This is a genomic window from Streptomyces sp. NPDC012888 (assembly GCF_042900645.1).
Classification (GTDB): Bacteria; Actinomycetota; Actinomycetes; order Streptomycetales; family Streptomycetaceae; genus Streptomyces.
On sequence record NZ_JBIBBM010000017.1, the window covers coordinates 174542 to 189567 of the forward strand.

Below are 15026 nucleotides of genomic sequence, written 5' to 3' on the forward strand. Positions count from 1 at the left end.
CCGACCGAAAGGAACAGACGTGGAATCGAGCAAGTCGGCCGTGGTCGCCGAGGGGCTCCGCAAGAGCTATGGCAAGGCCCAGGTGCTCGACGGGCTCGACCTCGTCGTGCCGCAGGGAACCGTGTGCGGCCTCCTCGGGCCCAACGGCGCCGGCAAGACCACCACCGTCGGCATCCTGTCCACCCTGCTGACCTCCGACGAGGGCCGCGCCGAGGTCGCGGGCTTCGACGTCGCCCGGCAGGCCGCCCAGGTCCGCTACCGCATCGGACTCGTGGGCCAGCACGCCGCCGTCGACGAGGTCCTCAGCGGCCGCCAGAACCTCGTCATGTTCGGCAGGCTCTACCACCTGCCGCCGGCCGTCGCCCGCCGCCGCGCGGACGAGCTGCTGGAGCGGTTCCGCCTCGACGGCACCGGCAACAAGCCGGTGAAGGACTACTCGGGCGGCATGCGCCGCCGCCTCGACCTGGCGGCGAGCATGGTGCTGGCCCCGCCGGTGCTGTTCCTCGACGAGCCGACCACCGGCCTCGACCCGCGCAGCCGCAACGAGGTCTGGGACGCCGTCCGCGAACTCGTCGGCGGCGGCACCACCGTGCTGCTCACCACGCAGTACCTGGAGGAGGCCGACCAGCTCGCCGACAGCATCTCCGTGATCGACACCGGCAAGGTCATCGCCGAGGGCACCCCCGAGCAGCTCAAGGCCCGCATCGGCGGCGACCGGATCGAGTTCGTGGTGCGCCGCGCCGACGAACTGCAGCGCGCCGCCGCCGCCGTCGCCCGGATCGGCGAGTCCGAGCCCGTCACCGCCGAGGACACCCGGCAGGTCAGCGTCCAGGTCCGCGACCGCGCCACCGCCCTCGCGGAGATCGTCCGCGCCCTGGACGCCGAGGGCGTCGCCGCCGAGGACATCGCCCTGCGCCGGCCCACCCTCGACGAGGTGTTCCTCCACCTCACCGGGACGGACCGGTCCGCCCAGGCCAAGGCCCAGGCCGAGGCCGACGCCGAGCAGGCGTCCCAGTCGAAGTCGAAGTCGAAGTCGGAGGCCGTGAAGGCATGAGCATCACCATCCCGGAGCTCCCCACCAGCCCGCTGTCGCGGCTGCGCTGGGCGCTCGCCGACGGCTGGACCGTCACCCTGCGCGGACTGACCCACTGGACCCGCGAACCCGGCTCCGTCATCAGCGGAATGCTCTTCCCCGTGATGATGGTCCTGATGTTCGGCTACTTCTTCGGTGGCGCGATGCAGGTCCCGGGCGGCGGCAACTACCGCGAGTTCCTCATGCCCGGCATGTTCGTCATGACCATGGTCTTCGGCATGGGCGAGACCGTCGCGGCCGTCGCCGCCGACAAGAACCGCGGCGTCACCTCCCGCTTCCGGTCCATGCCGATGGCGCCCTCGGCCGTCCTCGTCGGCCGCTGCCTCACCGACATGCTCAACTCGGTGCTCGGCCTCGTCGTCCTGTTCGTCGTCGGCCTCCTGGTCGGATGGGACGCCCACGGCACCGTCGGCGAGACCGTGTTCGCGGTCGGCCTGCTCCTGCTGCTGCGCTTCGCCCTCACCTGGGTGGGCATCTACCTCGGGCTCCTCATGAAGGGCCCGGAGGGCATCACCATGGTGCAGACCCTCGAATTCCCCATCGGCTTCCTGACCAGCGCGTTCGTCGCGCCGGCCACCATGCCGGGCTGGCTCGGCACCATCGCCGAGTGGAACCCGCTGTCGTCCACGGTCGCGGCCACCCGCGAGCTGTTCGGGAACCCCGGCTGGGGCGGCGACTCCTGGATCGCGCAGAACGCCACCCTGATGGCCGTAGTGTGGCCCATCGTGCTCTTCGCGATCTTCTTCCCGCTGGCCGTCAACCGGTTCCGCAACCTGACGAGCTGACGTGACGACGGGCCGGCCGGACACCACCGGCCGGCCCCTTCCGCGTACCCGCACACCCGTACGCCCGCACCGACCTCCCTGGAGGGAACCCCCCATGGCCCTCGGCCCCCGCGCCCTGGTGGCAGCCGCCGTGGCGGCGCTCCTGCTGCCCCTGTTACACAGCCCCGCGGCCGCCTCCACCACCCCGGAACACCCCGGCGCCACCACCACCCCCGCCGCCTCCGCCGTCCACGCGGGCGGACCGGCCAGGGTGAACTGCGCCCCGCTCACCGTGAAGGCGCCCCTCGCCGAGGGCGCCCCCGCCGACCAGCGGATCGCCGGCACCCTCTGCACCCCCCGCGGCAAGCGCGCCACCACCGCCCAGCTCCTGCTGCACGGCGGCACCTACGACCGCGACTACTGGACCGTGCGCGGCCGCACCGGCGGCCCCTCGTACGCCGAGGCCGCCGCCCAGGCCGGGCACGCCGCGCTGGCCTTCGACCGGCTCGGCACCGGAGACAGCTCCGCCCCCCACAGCTCCCGCTTCACCGACTCCACCCACGAGCTGGTGACCCTCCGGCTCATCCGCGAGCTCCGCGACCGCGGCTACCGCAAGGTCGTCCTCGTCGGCCACTCCTTCGGCGCGACCGTGGCCCGCATGGTCGCCGTCAAGCACCCCGACGCCGTCGACGGACTCGTCCTCACCGGTGAGGGAGCCCCGCCCAACATGGCGGCGTTCGAGGAGATGGGCCGCATGTACGTGCCCGCCGCGCAGCACCCCCTGCTGGCCCGCCGCGGCCTCGACGAGGGCTACCTCGCCCTGCGCACCGGGGGCAAGGCCAAGTGGTTCTACGACCACCGGACCACCGAGCCGTACGTCCTGCTGCGCGACGAACTCACCACCGAACCGGACGTCTACCCCGCCGACCCCGCGTACGGCGACATCTCGCTCAACCAGCGGATCCGCGTCCCCGTCCTCGTCGTCGTCGGCCAGGACGACAAGCTGATCTGCGGCGGCCAGGGCGCCGACTGCTCCAGCTCGGCCGCCCTCAGGGAATCCGCCGCACCCTTGTACGGCGCTCAAGCCCGGCTCGAGGCCCTGGCCGTTCCGGCCACCGGGCACGTCCTCAACATGCACCGCACGGCACCCATGTGGTACGCCTACGCACAGGACTGGGCAAAGCGCCGCGTAGACGGCGGACGTTGACCGGACAGCCGAACCAGGGGGGCGGGACCAGATGGTGTGGATGACGCGTGAGCAGGCGGGCCTGCTGGCGCAGTGCGAGGTCGTCTTCGAACCGGGCGACCCCGCACGCACCGGACGTCTCGTGTTCCGGCATCCCGAGGGTCAGGCCGGCCCCCGCCTCGCCGCCGAAGTCCCCTTCGGCGAGCCCGGCGAGGCCGACCTGGTCTCCGCCCCCGACGGCATCCCCACGGTCAGCCGCAGCCCCGTGCTGCGGCTGACCGTCGCCGAGTCCCTGCCCGCCCTCACCCTGGCCCGCCGCCTGCACACCGGCACGGCCACCGGCAGCGGCGACGACACCGGCACCGGGCCCGCCACCACCCCCAGCCCGTCCGCCGCGTTCTGGGGCGCCGCCACCGCCCTCGGCCTGCACATCGCCGCCCGCGAACGCCTCCTCCCCGGTGTCTCCGCCACCGGACACGACGCCTGGCGCGCCGGCCCCCTCGACCCCGAGGACGTCCGGCGCATCCGCGAACTGGCCGCCGCCGCCCCCGCCGAGGCCCTCGCCACCCCGCTGCCCGTCCCCGACGGCGGCCCCCTCCTGCTGCCCGACGCCGCCACCCTGCTCCGCTCCTTCGTCGACGCGGTCGCCGACACCCTGCCGCGTACCGCCGCCGCCCCCGCAGCGGCCGGCCGCCCCGCCTTCGCCGCCGTCGAACCCCAGTACGTCCCCCAGCTGCGCGCGTGGGCCGAGGAGATCTCCGCCGGCCTCGACTCCGGCGTACGCCTGGCCCTGCGCCTGGACCTGGTCGCCCCCGCCGGCGAAGGCGAGGCACCCGCCCTGCGCCTGGTGCCCCAGGTGTCCAGCCTCGCCGACCCCACCCTCGTCGCCGACGCCGACGAACTGTTCGCCGCCGTCGAAGCCGCCGGGTTCGGGCCGCGCGCCCAGGCCGACACCGTCCTCGCCGTACGCCGGGCCGCCGACGTCTGGCAGCCGCTGTCCCGCCTCCTGCCCGTACCCTCCGCCCTCGAACTCACCGACCGCGAGGTCCAGGACCTCCTCGGCGACACCGCCGGCCGGCTCGCCGCCCACGGCGTCGAGGTCCTCTGGCCCGAGGACGCCGCCCGCTCCCTCACCGCCCGCGCCGTCGTCGGCGGTGAACGCACCCCGCCCGCCGACATGCGCTCCTTCCTCGGCGGCGACGGCACCGTCGACCTGCGCTGGCAGCTCGACCTCGACGGTGACCCGCTCACCGAGGAGGAGACGGCCCGGCTCGCCGCCGCCGACCAACCCCTGGCCCTGCTGCGCGGACGCTGGGTCCTCATCGGCGCCGACATCGCACGCAAGGCCCGCGAACGCGACCTCAAGCCGCTCACCGCCATCGAGGCGCTCGCCGTCGCCCTCACCGGCCACACCGAGATCTCCGGCAAACAGGTACGGGTGGCCCCCAGCGCCTGGCTGCTCGCCCTGCGCCGCCGCCTGGCCGACCCCGACGGCGGCACCGAGACCGTCGAACAGCCCGCCGCGCTCGCCGCCACCCTGCGCGACTACCAGCTGCGCGGCCTGCGCTGGCTGGACCGCATGACCTCGCTCGGCCTCGGCGGCTGCCTCGCCGACGACATGGGCCTCGGCAAGACCGTCCAGCTGATCTCCCTGCACCTGCGGCGCCAGGAGCACCCGGACACCGCCGGCCCCACCCTGGTCGTGTGCCCCGCATCCCTGCTCGGCAACTGGCAGCGCGAGGTCGGCAGGTTCGCCCCCGGCACACCCGTCCGCCGCTACCACGGCCCCGGCCGCACCCTCGACGGCGCCGACTCCGGCTTCGTCCTCACCACCTACGGCACCATGCGCCTGGACGCCGAGCGGCTCGGCGCGCACCGCTGGAGCACGGTCGTCGCCGACGAGGCCCAGCACGTCAAGAATCCGCACTCCAGCACCGCCAAGGCCCTCCGGCTCATCCCCGCCGACGCCAAGATCGCCCTCACCGGCACCCCCGTCGAGAACAACCTCTCCGAACTCTGGGCCGTCCTCGACTGGACCACCCCCGGACTCCTCGGCGGCCACGGCCACTTCCGCAGCCGCTGGATCGCCGCCATCGAAGCCGAACGCGCCGAACGCGCCGAGTTCGGGCCCCCGCCCGGCGAGGAGGGCGAGTACGGCCCCACCGCCCAGCGGCTGGCCGAACTCGTCCGGCCCTTCCTGCTCCGCCGCAAGAAGTCCGACCCCGGCGTCGCCCCGGAACTCCCGCCCAAGCAGGAGACGGACCGCCCGGTCGCCCTCACCCCCGAACAGCGCACCCTGTACGAGACCCAGGTCCGCGAGGTCATGGCGCAGATCAAGGCCACCCAGGGCATCGCCCGCAGCGGCCTGGTGCTCAAGCTCCTCACCGGCCTGAAGCAGATCTGCAACCACCCCGCGCAGTTCCTCAAGGAGGAGCAGGGCACCCGCCTGGCCGGCCGTTCCGGCAAGCTGGAACTGCTCGACGAGCTGCTGGACACCATCGTCTCCGAGGACGGGGCGGCCCTGGTCTTCACCCAGTACGTCACCATGGCCCGCCTGCTGGAGGCGCACCTCCGCGAGCGCGGAGTGCCCACGCTGCTGCTGCACGGCGGCACCCCGGTGCCCCGCCGCGAGGAGATGGTCCGGCAGTTCCAGGACGGGGAGGTGCCCGTCTTCCTGCTCTCCCTCAAGGCCGCCGGCACCGGACTCAACCTCACCCGCGCCGACCACGTCGTCCACTACGACCGCTGGTGGAACCCGGCCGTGGAGGCCCAGGCCACCGACCGCGCCTACCGCATCGGGCAGACGCGCACCGTCCAGGTGCACCGGATGATCGCCGAAGGCACGGTCGAGGACCGCATCGCCGCCCTCCTCGAAGCGAAGAAGGGCCTGGCGGACGCCGTGCTCGGATCCGGGGAGCAGGCACTGACGGAGCTGACCAACGACGAGCTGGCCAACCTGGTCGAGCTGAGGAGTGCGGGATGAGCGGGGACGACACGGGCGCGCGGGGCTTCCCCGCCTTCGCCGCGCGCCGGGGCGGCCGGGCACGCGGACAGTCCTGGTGGGGCAAGGCGTGGGCCGACGCCCTGGAGGACACCTCCCTGGACGAGGAGGCGCTGAAGAAGGGCCGCGCCTACGCGCGCACGGGCCGGCTCGGACCGATCACGGTCAGCCCCGGGCGCATCGCCACCGCCGGCTACGAGGACGACACCCCGTTCGAGACGGTGCTCACCCTGGAGCAACTCGACGCCGAGGAGTGGGAGTCGCTCTGGGAGAAGACCGCCGAGCGGTCGGCGGTCGCCGACGAGCTGCTCGCCGGCGAACTCCCGCCCGACCTGCTGGAAGCCGCCGAGGACGCCCGGGTGAGGCTGCTGCCCGGCTACGGCGACCTGGAGGCGGACTGCGACTGCGACTCCTTCGACCACCCCTGCAAGCACGCCGCCGCGCTCTGCTACCAGGCGTCCTGGCTGCTCGACGAGGACCCGCTGCTGCTGCTCCTGCTGCGCGGCCGCGGCCCCGAAGAGGCCAGGGACGAACTCCGGTCCGTCCTGCTGATGCAGGCCATCGTCGGCTTCGGGGACGAGGACGGCGAGGACGGCGAGGGCGACGAGGACGGCGAGGACGGCGACGCGTACGAGGGCGGGGACGCGGAGGCCGCAACGGCCTCCGCGGCGCCGCTCCCGGACGGCACACCGGCCGGGGAGCTGTTCGGCCGAAGGCCCGCACCCCTGCCGGAGCTGCCGCCGCTGCCCGGACCGCCCACCCGCAAGGACCCGTCCGCGGCCGGTGCCGACCCGCTGGAACAGCTGGTCACCGACGCGGCCGTACGCGCCCGTGAACTCCTCGCCTACGCCCACGGGTTCACCGCCGAGGCGCCCGCCCCCCTCGACCTGTGGCGGGACTGCGTGCGGATCGCCGCGACCCGCCCCGACCAGCGGGTCCTGGCCCGCCTCCGGGAGGCCTGCGGCAGCCCGGAGCTGCTGGACCGGGCGGCCGAGGCCTGGCGGCTGGGCGGCAGCGCCGGACTGGACGTACTGGAGGAGGCCTGGACGCCGCCGCAGCGGGACACCGCCCGGGCCCGCACCGCGCTCACCGCGGGCTGGGAGCAGAACGAACTGCCCGAGCTGGAGGTGCGGGACAACCAGTGGACGCTGGCCGGCCGCGGCCTCCAGCTGCGCTACGGCCGCGACGGCCGCTGGTACCCGTACCGGCAGGAGGACGGCCTGTGGTGGCCGGCCGCCGCGCCCCACGCCGACCCGGCCGAGGCCCTCGCCGAACTCCTCGACGCCTGAGCCGCCGGGCCCGCCGTCCCCGTGCTGCGGGGGCGGCAGGCCCGGCGGGCGGCGGGCGGGCCTACAGGTCGACCACCAGCCGGTCCCCGTGCGCCCGCGAGACGCACGGGTACATCACGTCGGTCCGCCCGCGCTCGGCGGGGGAGAGCACGTGGTCCCGGTGGTCGGGGGTGCCCCGCAGCACGCGCAGCTCGCAGCTGCCGCACAGGCCGTCCTCGCAGGAAGCGGCCAGGCCGGGCGCCTCCTGCCGGAGGGCGTCCAGCGCCGACTGCCCGGCGCCGACGGTCACCACCGCGCCGGTGGCGGCCAGTTCCACCTCGAACGGCAGGTCCTCACCCGCGGCGGTGTCCGCCGTGGCCGCGAACCGCTCCAGGTGGAGGGTTCCCCCGGGGCAGGCGGTGTCCATCAGTTCCTCCACCGCCCGCATCAGCCCGTCCGGCCCGCAGCAGTACACCGCCGTGCCGGCCGGACCGGCCGAGAGGTGCGCGGCGAGGTCGGGGCGGCCCGTCAGGTCCCGGGCGTACACGGAGACCCGCTCCGCGCCGTACCGCTCCAGCCGTGGCAGGAACGCCATGGAGGCGCGGCTGCGGCCCACGTACAGCAGCCGCCAGGGGACGCCCCGGCGCTCGGCCTCGTCGATCATGGGCAGGAACGGGACGATCCCGATGCCGCCCGCGACGAACAGGTAGGCGGGGGCGTCGGCCAGCGGGAAGTGGTTGCGCGGCCCGCGCACGGCGATCCGGTCGCCCACGGACAGGCCGTGCACCTCGACCGAGCCGCCCCGGCCGTCCGGGTCCCGCAACACCGCCACCTGGTACGCCGACCCGTCCGCGGGGTCGCCGTGCAGGGAGTACTGCCGCACCTTGCCCGAGGGCAGGACGAGGTCGATGTGCGCACCCGCCCGCCAGGGTTCGGTGGCGGCCCCGGAGGCCGGGGCCAGCCGAAGGCCCACGACGCCTTCGGCCAGCCGGTCGGCGGCCTCGACCGTCACCGGGACGTCAGCCGTGCGGGCCGGGCCGGTACCGGCCCGCAGGGCCGGAGCGATGCCCTCGGCGTAGCCGGCCGAACCGGCGGCCGGGCCTGCGGCCGAAGCAGCGGCCGGAGCAGCGGCCGGAGCCGAACCGGAAGCGGAACCGCCGCGGTTCCGCGCGTACCGCAGGCCGCGGCGGGTCCGCCCCCACGGCTTGTAGACCGAGACGATGCCCAGGAACACCAGCACGCCGAAGACCGGCGGCACGGTCCAGGCCAGCAGGGTGCCCTCCGGCCCCGGGCGGTAGACCCCGCCCTCGGCGGCGGCCGCCTTCTCGGCGGCGGTCAGCACCAGCGGATGGGTGTAGACCCAGGCGAACACCGCCACGCCCAGGGACAGCACCCACTTCACCAGCAGCCACCAGTGCCGCAGCAGCCCCCAAGGGGTGCCGCACGCCAGCAGAACGCCGGTGACCCCGCAGACCAGGCTGACCAGCGAGACGGTGCTCTCGTCGAAGACGTACATCGCGTAGTACGCGCCCTCGGCGACGCCCGGGTCCGAGGTGAAGTAGCCGATGAGCGCGAGCGTGGCCATCGACATCGACAGGCCCATCCAGCCGAGCGACGACGTGATGTGGAGGGCCAGGGTGAGCTTCCGCCCCTTGGCGCCGAGGCGGAATTCCTTCCGCTGCCTTCTGTCCCGGGTTCTGGGCCGCGGCTCCTCCTTGATGGTCGCTTCCTGCGGCTTGTCGGGGGTGGATAAGGACCGGTGCAGAGTCGGGCTTGCCAAGGCGGCCTCGCTTTCGTCTTGCTTTCGTGCATTCCCTGCGCTTGTCGCTGTCGCTGCCTCCCGTGCCACCCGGACGCCGCCGTGCCGGTGGGCGCGGCGGCGGGGAGCACATGGGGGTGGAGGCACCGCGCACCTTCCCGGCCTGGCGGAGGCCGGTGGGCGGACGGCCTTCCAACCGTTGCGACCGCCGCTGGAGTTTTGCTCGCGCGAACGCCGGCGAGGCCGGAAACCGACCCTGCGGTTTCCGGCCTCGTCGGCCTGTCCCTGCCCTGCTCCCGGACGCCGTCAGGCCGTCGGGACCTCGACGCCCTTCAGGAACGTCGCGAAGGACTGCAGGCCCGGGTGCCGCTCCCGCAGCGCCTCGATGTCGGCCTGGTACCCGTGGTACTGGAACCACTCGAACATCAGGGCGATCTCGGGGGCGTTGGGGATGTACGGGTTGTTCGCCACCGCATCCAGCGGAAGTTCCTCGAACCGGGCCGGCAGGCCCGAGCGGGCCGCGAACGCCTCCGCGACCTCGGTCGCGGTCAGCGCGTCACCGGCGATCTCCACCGCGCGGCCCACGTACTCGTCCGGCCGGTCGAAGGCCTCGGCGGCGAAGTAGCCGATGTCGTCGACAGCGATGAACTGCACCCGGGTGTCCGGCTTCAGCGCCAGCCGCACCACCAGCGTGCCGTCCACCAGCTCCGGCCCGTGGGCCGCGAAGTTGTCCATGAAGAACGTCGGACGCAGCACCGTCAGCGGCACGCCCTTGCTCTCCAGGTACCGCTCGATGCCCCGCTTCGAGTCGAAGTGCGGAACCCCGCTCTCCCGCTCCGCGCCGCCCACCGAGGAGTACACGACGTGGCCGATTCCCGCCGCCTTGGCGGCCCGGGCCAGCGCCCGGCCCTGCCGCACCTCGGCCCCCAGCCCGCCCGGGGTCATGAAGTTCTGCACCGAGAAGAGGCCGTGGAAGCCCTCCAGCGCCGGACGCAGCGACGCCTCGTCGTCGAGGTCGCCGCGGACCAGCTCCACGCCCAGGCCGGCCAGCGCACGCGCCCGCTCCGACTCAGGGTCCCGTACCAGCGCCGCCACCGACCGGCCGCGGCGGACCAGCTCGCGGGCCACCGCCCCGCCCTGCAGACCGGTCGCGCCGGTCACCAGGATCCTGCTCATCTCTGACTTTCCCCTTCGGATTGGTCTTCCGGTCTTCCGGCTGCTCAGCCGAACAGGGCCGCGTTCTCCTCGGCCCACCGGCGGTACGGGCGCGGCTCGCGCCCGGTCAGGTCGCGCACCACCGAGGTGGGCTTCGCCCACGGCACCTCGGGGCTGTGCAGGGCCGCCACGTTGGTCTCGGCGGCCGGCCGGTCCCCGGTGATCCCGGCGAACACGTCCACGACCTCCTCCGGCGGCGCCACCGAGAACTCCAGCTCCCGCCCCAGCACCTCGCCCAGGATCCCCGCCTGCTCCTCGGAGGTCAGCGTCTCCGGACCGGTGAGCAGGTACGACCTGCCGAGGTGGCCGTCCTGGGTGAGCGCGACCACCGCGACCGAGGCGATGTCGTACTCGTCGATCGGCGCACCAGGGTTGTTGCCGATCCAGCACCGCACCGAGCTGTTCTCGCGGACCGTGCGGATCCACCACGAGGTGTTGGCGTGGAACGGGCCCGGACGCAGGAAGGTCCACGGCACGCCGGACTCCTCGATCGCCACCTCGGCGGCCCGGTGCTCCTCCGAGATGCCGTGCGGCAGCGGGTGCTCGATACCGGCGGAGGACAGCAGCACGATCCGCGAGGTGCCGGCCGCGCGGGCGGCGGCCGCCACGTTCGCCGCCTCACCGCCGACGTCGCCCGAGAGCACCACCAGGGCCGCGGTGACCCCGTCGAAGGCCGTCGCGAGCGAGTCGGCGTCGGCGGGGCTGCCCGCGACCACCTCCACGCCCTCCGGCAGGTTCGCCTCCTCGGGCTTGCGGCTCAGCGCCCGAACCGGGTGGCCCAGCGCGAGGAGCTGGTCGACGGCCTCGCGGCCGACCTTGCCGGTGGCTCCGGTGATCAGGAACATGCTCAGTCCCTCCAGCCCTTCTCCTCGGGCCACGGGGAGCCGAGCTGACGGTAGGTGCCCTGGTAGTCCGGCCAGTCGCGGTGGTCGCGGATCTTGCCGTCGACGAAGCGGATCAGGTGGATCTGCTCACCGGAGAACACCCGGCCGGTCGCGGCCATGCCGACGAGGTCGCCCACGTGACGGCCGTACAGGACGAGGTAGGCGCGCACCCAGTCACCACGCTCCTCCAGCTGCACCGTCTCCAGGCGGACGTCCTCGGAGAACGTCATCCGGAGCCACTTGACGGCCATCGCGAAGGCGTCGGGGCCCTTCAGGTCCATGTGCTCCAACGAAGCCGGGTTCAGGTAGTCCGCGTGGATGTACTCCGCCACGTCGTCCGTGTTCCCGGTGTTGTACGCCTCGATCATCCGGCGCACGGCGTCTATCTGGACGCTCATTGCATTCCCTCCACGGAAATGGGTCTCCAGCTCTCCGGTCTTTGCGCAATCTTGGTCCGGGAAAAGTGGTCCGGACAACCTCCGGAAAGGCCCGAAAACGCCTCCGCCGGGGAAAGTCGAACAATTCCCGAAAGGAATTGGACGGACCGCTCAGCGGATTTCGAGCGGATCTCCGGCGGGTCCCGGCCGGAGCGCCGCGGCGCCCGCCCTCAAGTGCCGCTCGGGCGGCCGTCGAGCGCGCCGGGAGACGGTCGGACGCATCCATGCCCTTCACGGAGGTAGACCGATGACGACAACGACCAACACGGTGGCCCTGGTCACCGGCGGCACCAGCGGGATCGGGCTGGCCGTGGTGCGCGACCTCGCCCGCCGCGGCCACCGGGTCTTCCTCTGCGCCCGCACCGAGGCGCAGGTCAAGGAGACCGTCGAGGAGCTGCGCGCCGAGGGCCTGGAGGTCGACGGCACCGCCGCCGACGTCCGCGACCCCGAGTCGGTCAAGGCGCTCGTCGCGGCCGCCGTCGAGGCGTTCGGCACGATCGGCATCCTCGTCAACAACGCCGGCCGCAGCGGCGGCGGCCCCACCGCCGACCTCACCGACGAGCTGTGGGACGACGTCATCACCACCAACCTCACCAGCGTCTTCCGCATCACCCGCGAGGTCCTGAAGAACGGCGGCATGGCCGCGGCCGGCCACGGCCGCATCATCAACATCGCCTCCACCGCCGGAAAGCAGGGCGTGGTCCTCGGCGCCCCCTACTCGGCCTCCAAGCACGGCGTCGTCGGATTCACCAAGGCCCTCGGCAACGAGCTCGCCCCCACCGGCATCACCGTGAACGCCGTCTGCCCCGGGTACGTCGAGACGCCGATGGCGCAGCGCGTGCGCTCCGGCTACGCGGCCGCGTACGACACCTCCGAAGAGCAGATCATGCAGAAGTTCACCGCGAAGATCCCGCTCGGCCGCTACTCCACCCCGGAGGAGGTCGCCGGCCTGGTCGGCTACCTGACCACCGACACGGCCGCCTCCATCACCTCCCAGGCGCTCAACGTCTGCGGCGGCCTCGGCAACTTCTGATCCGGACGTAAGGAGCCACGATGTCCGCTGGGCGCGTGCACCGCACCACCCACGAGGTGACCATCGCCGCCCCCGCCGGGGTGGTGTACGGCCTCATCGCCGACGCGGCCCGGTGGCCGCTGTACTTCCCGCCGAACGTCCACGTCGAGCAGCTGGAGTCGGACGGCTCCCGGGAACGCCTGCACATGTGGGCGACCGCCGAAGGCCAGGTCAAGTCCTGGCGTTCGCGGCGCACCCTGGACCCGGGAAGCCGCCGCGTCGAGTTCCGGCAGGAGGTGTCCGCCGCCCCGGTGGAGTCTATGTCCGGCACCTGGATCGTCGAGCCGCGCGGCGCGGCGTCCTGCCGGCTGGTCCTGCTCCACGAGTTCACCGTCATCGGCGACGACGCCGGCGACGCCGCCTGGGTCGAACGCGCCACCGACACCAACAGCCGGGCCGAACTGGGCAACCTCCAGCGGCTCGCCGAGGACTGGGAGCGGCTCGACGAACTGGTGATGTCCTTCGAGGACTCGGTCCGCGTCGACGGGCCCGCCGAGGAGGTGTACGGCTTCCTGCACCGGGTGCAGGACTGGCCGGAGCTCGTCCCGCACGTGGCCCGGCTGGACCTGACCGAGCCGGAGCCGGGCGTGCAGGTGATGGCCATGGACACCCTCACCGCCGACGGCAACAAGCACACCACCGAGTCCGTCCGCGTCTGCTTCCCCGCGGCGCACCGCATCGTCTACAAGCAGACGGCGACCCCGCTGCTGATGGCCGCCCACACCGGCGAGTGGACGATCACCGAGGACGCCGGCGGGGTCATCGCCACCTCCCAGCACAGCGTGGTGCTGCGCGAGGAGAACATCACCCGCGTCCTCGGCCCCGAGGCCGGCGTCGCGGAGTGCCGCCGCTACGTCCGCGAGGCCCTCGGCCGCAACAGCACGGCCACCCTCAACCTCGCCAAGGCGTACGCCGAGTCCAGGGCGGGCACCAGGGCCTGACCGACGCCGGGAACGCCGCTGCCCCACTCCCTCCGGAGGGAGTGGGGCAGCGGCGTTCCCGGCGTCGGTCCGGGCGGCGGATCACACGCCGGCGGCGGACTTCAGCCGCTCGGCCCGGTCGGTGCGCTCCCAGGTGAAGTCCGGCAGCTCGCGGCCGAAGTGGCCGTAGGCGGCGGTCTGGGCGTAGATCGGACGGAGCAGGTCGAGGTCGCGGATGATCGCGGCCGGGCGGAGGTCGAACACCTCGGCGATGGCGTTCTCGATCTTCGCCACGTCGGTCTTCTCGGTGCCGAAGGTCTCCACGAACAGGCCGACGGGCTCGGCCTTGCCGATGGCGTAGGCGACCTGGACCTCGCAGCGGGAGGCCAGGCCCGCGGCCACGACGTTCTTGGCGACCCAGCGCATGGCGTAGGCGGCCGAACGGTCGACCTTGGACGGGTCCTTGCCGGAGAAGGCACCGCCGCCGTGGCGGGCCATGCCGCCGTACGTGTCGATGATGATCTTGCGTCCGGTCAGGCCGGCGTCACCCATCGGGCCGCCGATCTCGAACCGGCCGGTCGGGTTGACCAGCAGCCGGTAGCCCTCGGTGTCCAGCTTGATGCCGTCCTCGGCCAGCTGCCCGAGCACGTGCTCGACCACGAACTCGCGGATGTCCGGCGCGAGCAGACCCTCCAGATCGACGTCCGCAGCGTGCTGCGAGGACACCACCACCGTGTCCAGGCGGACCGCCCGGTCACCGTCGTACTCGATGGTGACCTGCGTCTTGCCGTCCGGGCGCAGGTAGGGGACGGTGCCGTCCTTGCGGACCTCGGTCAGCCGGCGGGAGAGCCGGTGCGCCAGCTCGATCGGCAGCGGCATCAGGTTCGGCGTCTCGTCCGACGCGTAACCGAACATCAGGCCCTGGTCGCCCGCGCCCTGCCGGTCCAGCTCGTCCCCTCCCTCCCCTCCGGCGGCACCCTCGACCCGCGACTCGTAGGCGGTGTCGACACCCTGGGCGATGTCCGGGGACTGCGCACCGATCGACACCGACACGCCGCAGGAAGCGCCGTCGAAGCCCTTCCGGGACGAGTCGTAACCGATCTCCAGGATCTTCTCGCGGACCAGCTGGGCGATCGGCGCGTACGCCTTGGTCGTGACCTCGCCCGCGACGTGGACCTGACCGGTGGTGATCAGGGTCTCCACGGCGACGCGGGACGCGGGGTCCTCGCGCAGCAGCGCGTCGAGGATCGAGTCGCTGATCTGGTCGGCGATCTTGTCGGGGTGGCCCTCGGTCACGGATTCCGAGGTGAACAGACGACGGGACATGACTCTCCACAAGGCGTTGGGGACGTTCGGTGGGAAAGGCGACGGGGGGCGCGCGGGGGCGGCTCAGGCCCCGAGCCCCGTGCGCAGGCGCAGCCACAGCA

General features: G+C 73.3%; 12 protein-coding genes. 7 read left to right on the forward strand and 5 right to left on the reverse strand.

The annotated features are described in order from the left end of the window. The first annotated feature begins 19 nt into the window (after positions 1 to 19). The 5 genes from ACFY61_RS26815 to ACFY61_RS26835 all read left to right on the forward strand — a co-directional run bounded on the left by ACFY61_RS26815 (position 20) and on the right by ACFY61_RS26835 (position 7333). Positions 20 to 1054 (forward strand): ATP-binding cassette domain-containing protein, encoded by a 1035-nt coding sequence (locus tag ACFY61_RS26815; protein ID WP_389475935.1) that lies wholly within the window; start codon positions 20 to 22, stop codon positions 1052 to 1054. Continuing rightward, positions 1051 to 1878, forward strand: coding sequence for an ABC transporter permease (locus ACFY61_RS26820; RefSeq protein ID WP_389475937.1), 828 nt, complete (start codon positions 1051 to 1053; stop codon positions 1876 to 1878). The genes ACFY61_RS26815 and ACFY61_RS26820 overlap by 4 nt, the downstream gene beginning before the upstream one ends. 94 nt (positions 1879 to 1972) lie before the next feature. Then, positions 1973 to 3064: an alpha/beta fold hydrolase gene (locus ACFY61_RS26825; protein WP_389475939.1), complete on the forward strand. Its 1092-nt coding sequence runs from the start codon at positions 1973 to 1975 to the stop codon at positions 3062 to 3064. 31 nt (positions 3065 to 3095) lie between these two features. Beyond that, entirely contained in the window at positions 3096 to 6026 is a 2931-nt protein-coding gene (locus ACFY61_RS26830) for a DEAD/DEAH box helicase (RefSeq protein WP_389475941.1), read from the forward strand. Continuing rightward, a complete protein-coding gene (locus ACFY61_RS26835; RefSeq protein WP_389475942.1) occupies positions 6023 to 7333 on the forward strand; it encodes an SWIM zinc finger family protein in 1311 nt (436 codons plus the stop codon). Before ACFY61_RS26830 ends, ACFY61_RS26835 begins: the two co-directional genes overlap by 4 nt. A 61-nt stretch (positions 7334 to 7394) precedes the next feature. Here the strand turns inward: ACFY61_RS26835 and ACFY61_RS26840 are convergent, their stop codons facing one another. The 4 genes from ACFY61_RS26840 to ACFY61_RS26855 form a co-directional block, all read right to left on the reverse strand. Further along, on the reverse strand, positions 7395 to 9092 hold the full coding sequence (locus tag ACFY61_RS26840) for a PDR/VanB family oxidoreductase (protein ID WP_389475944.1): 1698 nt from the start codon (positions 9090 to 9092) through the stop codon (positions 7395 to 7397). Positions 9093 to 9377: 285 nt separating this feature from the next. Beyond that, on the reverse strand, positions 9378 to 10247 hold the full coding sequence (locus tag ACFY61_RS26845; RefSeq protein ID WP_389475946.1) for an NmrA/HSCARG family protein: 870 nt from the start codon (positions 10245 to 10247) through the stop codon (positions 9378 to 9380). Positions 10248 to 10291: 44 nt separating this feature from the next. After that, positions 10292 to 11131 carry an NAD(P)H-binding protein gene (locus ACFY61_RS26850; protein ID WP_389475948.1) on the reverse strand — a complete coding sequence of 280 codons (840 nt, stop codon included), beginning with the start codon at positions 11129 to 11131 and terminating at the stop codon, positions 10292 to 10294. A gap of 2 nt (positions 11132 to 11133) precedes the next feature. Further along, positions 11134 to 11568: a SnoaL/DnrD family polyketide biosynthesis methyl ester cyclase gene (locus ACFY61_RS26855; RefSeq protein WP_389475950.1), complete on the reverse strand. Its 435-nt coding sequence runs from the start codon at positions 11566 to 11568 to the stop codon at positions 11134 to 11136. Positions 11569 to 11854: 286 nt separating this feature from the next. Here ACFY61_RS26855 and fabG point away from each other — a divergent pair, with 286 nt between their 5' ends. Together fabG and ACFY61_RS26865 are read left to right on the forward strand one after the other, a co-directional pair. Further along, complete coding sequence (gene fabG, locus ACFY61_RS26860; RefSeq protein WP_389475952.1) at positions 11855 to 12640, forward strand: 3-oxoacyl-ACP reductase FabG; 786 nt, start codon at positions 11855 to 11857, stop codon at positions 12638 to 12640. A 20-nt stretch (positions 12641 to 12660) separates the two neighbouring features. Then, the gene (locus ACFY61_RS26865; RefSeq protein ID WP_389475954.1) at positions 12661 to 13620 is read left to right on the forward strand and encodes an aromatase/cyclase; all 960 of its coding nucleotides are present in this window, start codon (positions 12661 to 12663) and stop codon (positions 13618 to 13620) included. A gap of 81 nt (positions 13621 to 13701) precedes the next feature. On the opposite strand, the gene metK is transcribed toward ACFY61_RS26865, so the two are convergent. After that, positions 13702 to 14925: a methionine adenosyltransferase gene (metK, locus tag ACFY61_RS26870; RefSeq protein ID WP_389475956.1), complete on the reverse strand. Its 1224-nt coding sequence runs from the start codon at positions 14923 to 14925 to the stop codon at positions 13702 to 13704. Between the last annotated feature and the right edge of the window lie 101 nt (positions 14926 to 15026).

Excerpts from the sequence above, each read along its gene's own strand:
- ACFY61_RS26820 (WP_389475937.1), top strand. The coding sequence starts at position 1,051 with ATGAGCATCACCATCCCGGAGCTCCCCACCAGCCCGCTGTCGCGGCTG.
- ACFY61_RS26825 (WP_389475939.1), top strand. The coding sequence starts at position 1,973 with ATGGCCCTCGGCCCCCGCGCCCTGGTGGCAGCCGCCGTGGCGGCGCTC.
- ACFY61_RS26830 (WP_389475941.1), top strand. The coding sequence starts at position 3,096 with ATGGTGTGGATGACGCGTGAGCAGGCGGGCCTGCTGGCGCAGTGCGAG.
- ACFY61_RS26835 (WP_389475942.1), top strand. The coding sequence starts at position 6,023 with ATGAGCGGGGACGACACGGGCGCGCGGGGCTTCCCCGCCTTCGCCGCG.
- ACFY61_RS26845 (WP_389475946.1), bottom strand. The coding sequence starts at position 10,247 with ATGAGCAGGATCCTGGTGACCGGCGCGACCGGTCTGCAGGGCGGGGCG.
- ACFY61_RS26850 (WP_389475948.1), bottom strand. The coding sequence starts at position 11,131 with ATGTTCCTGATCACCGGAGCCACCGGCAAGGTCGGCCGCGAGGCCGTC.
- ACFY61_RS26855 (WP_389475950.1), bottom strand. The coding sequence starts at position 11,568 with ATGAGCGTCCAGATAGACGCCGTGCGCCGGATGATCGAGGCGTACAAC.
- fabG (WP_389475952.1), top strand. The coding sequence starts at position 11,855 with ATGACGACAACGACCAACACGGTGGCCCTGGTCACCGGCGGCACCAGC.
- ACFY61_RS26865 (WP_389475954.1), top strand. The coding sequence starts at position 12,661 with ATGTCCGCTGGGCGCGTGCACCGCACCACCCACGAGGTGACCATCGCC.
- metK (WP_389475956.1), bottom strand. The coding sequence starts at position 14,925 with ATGTCCCGTCGTCTGTTCACCTCGGAATCCGTGACCGAGGGCCACCCC.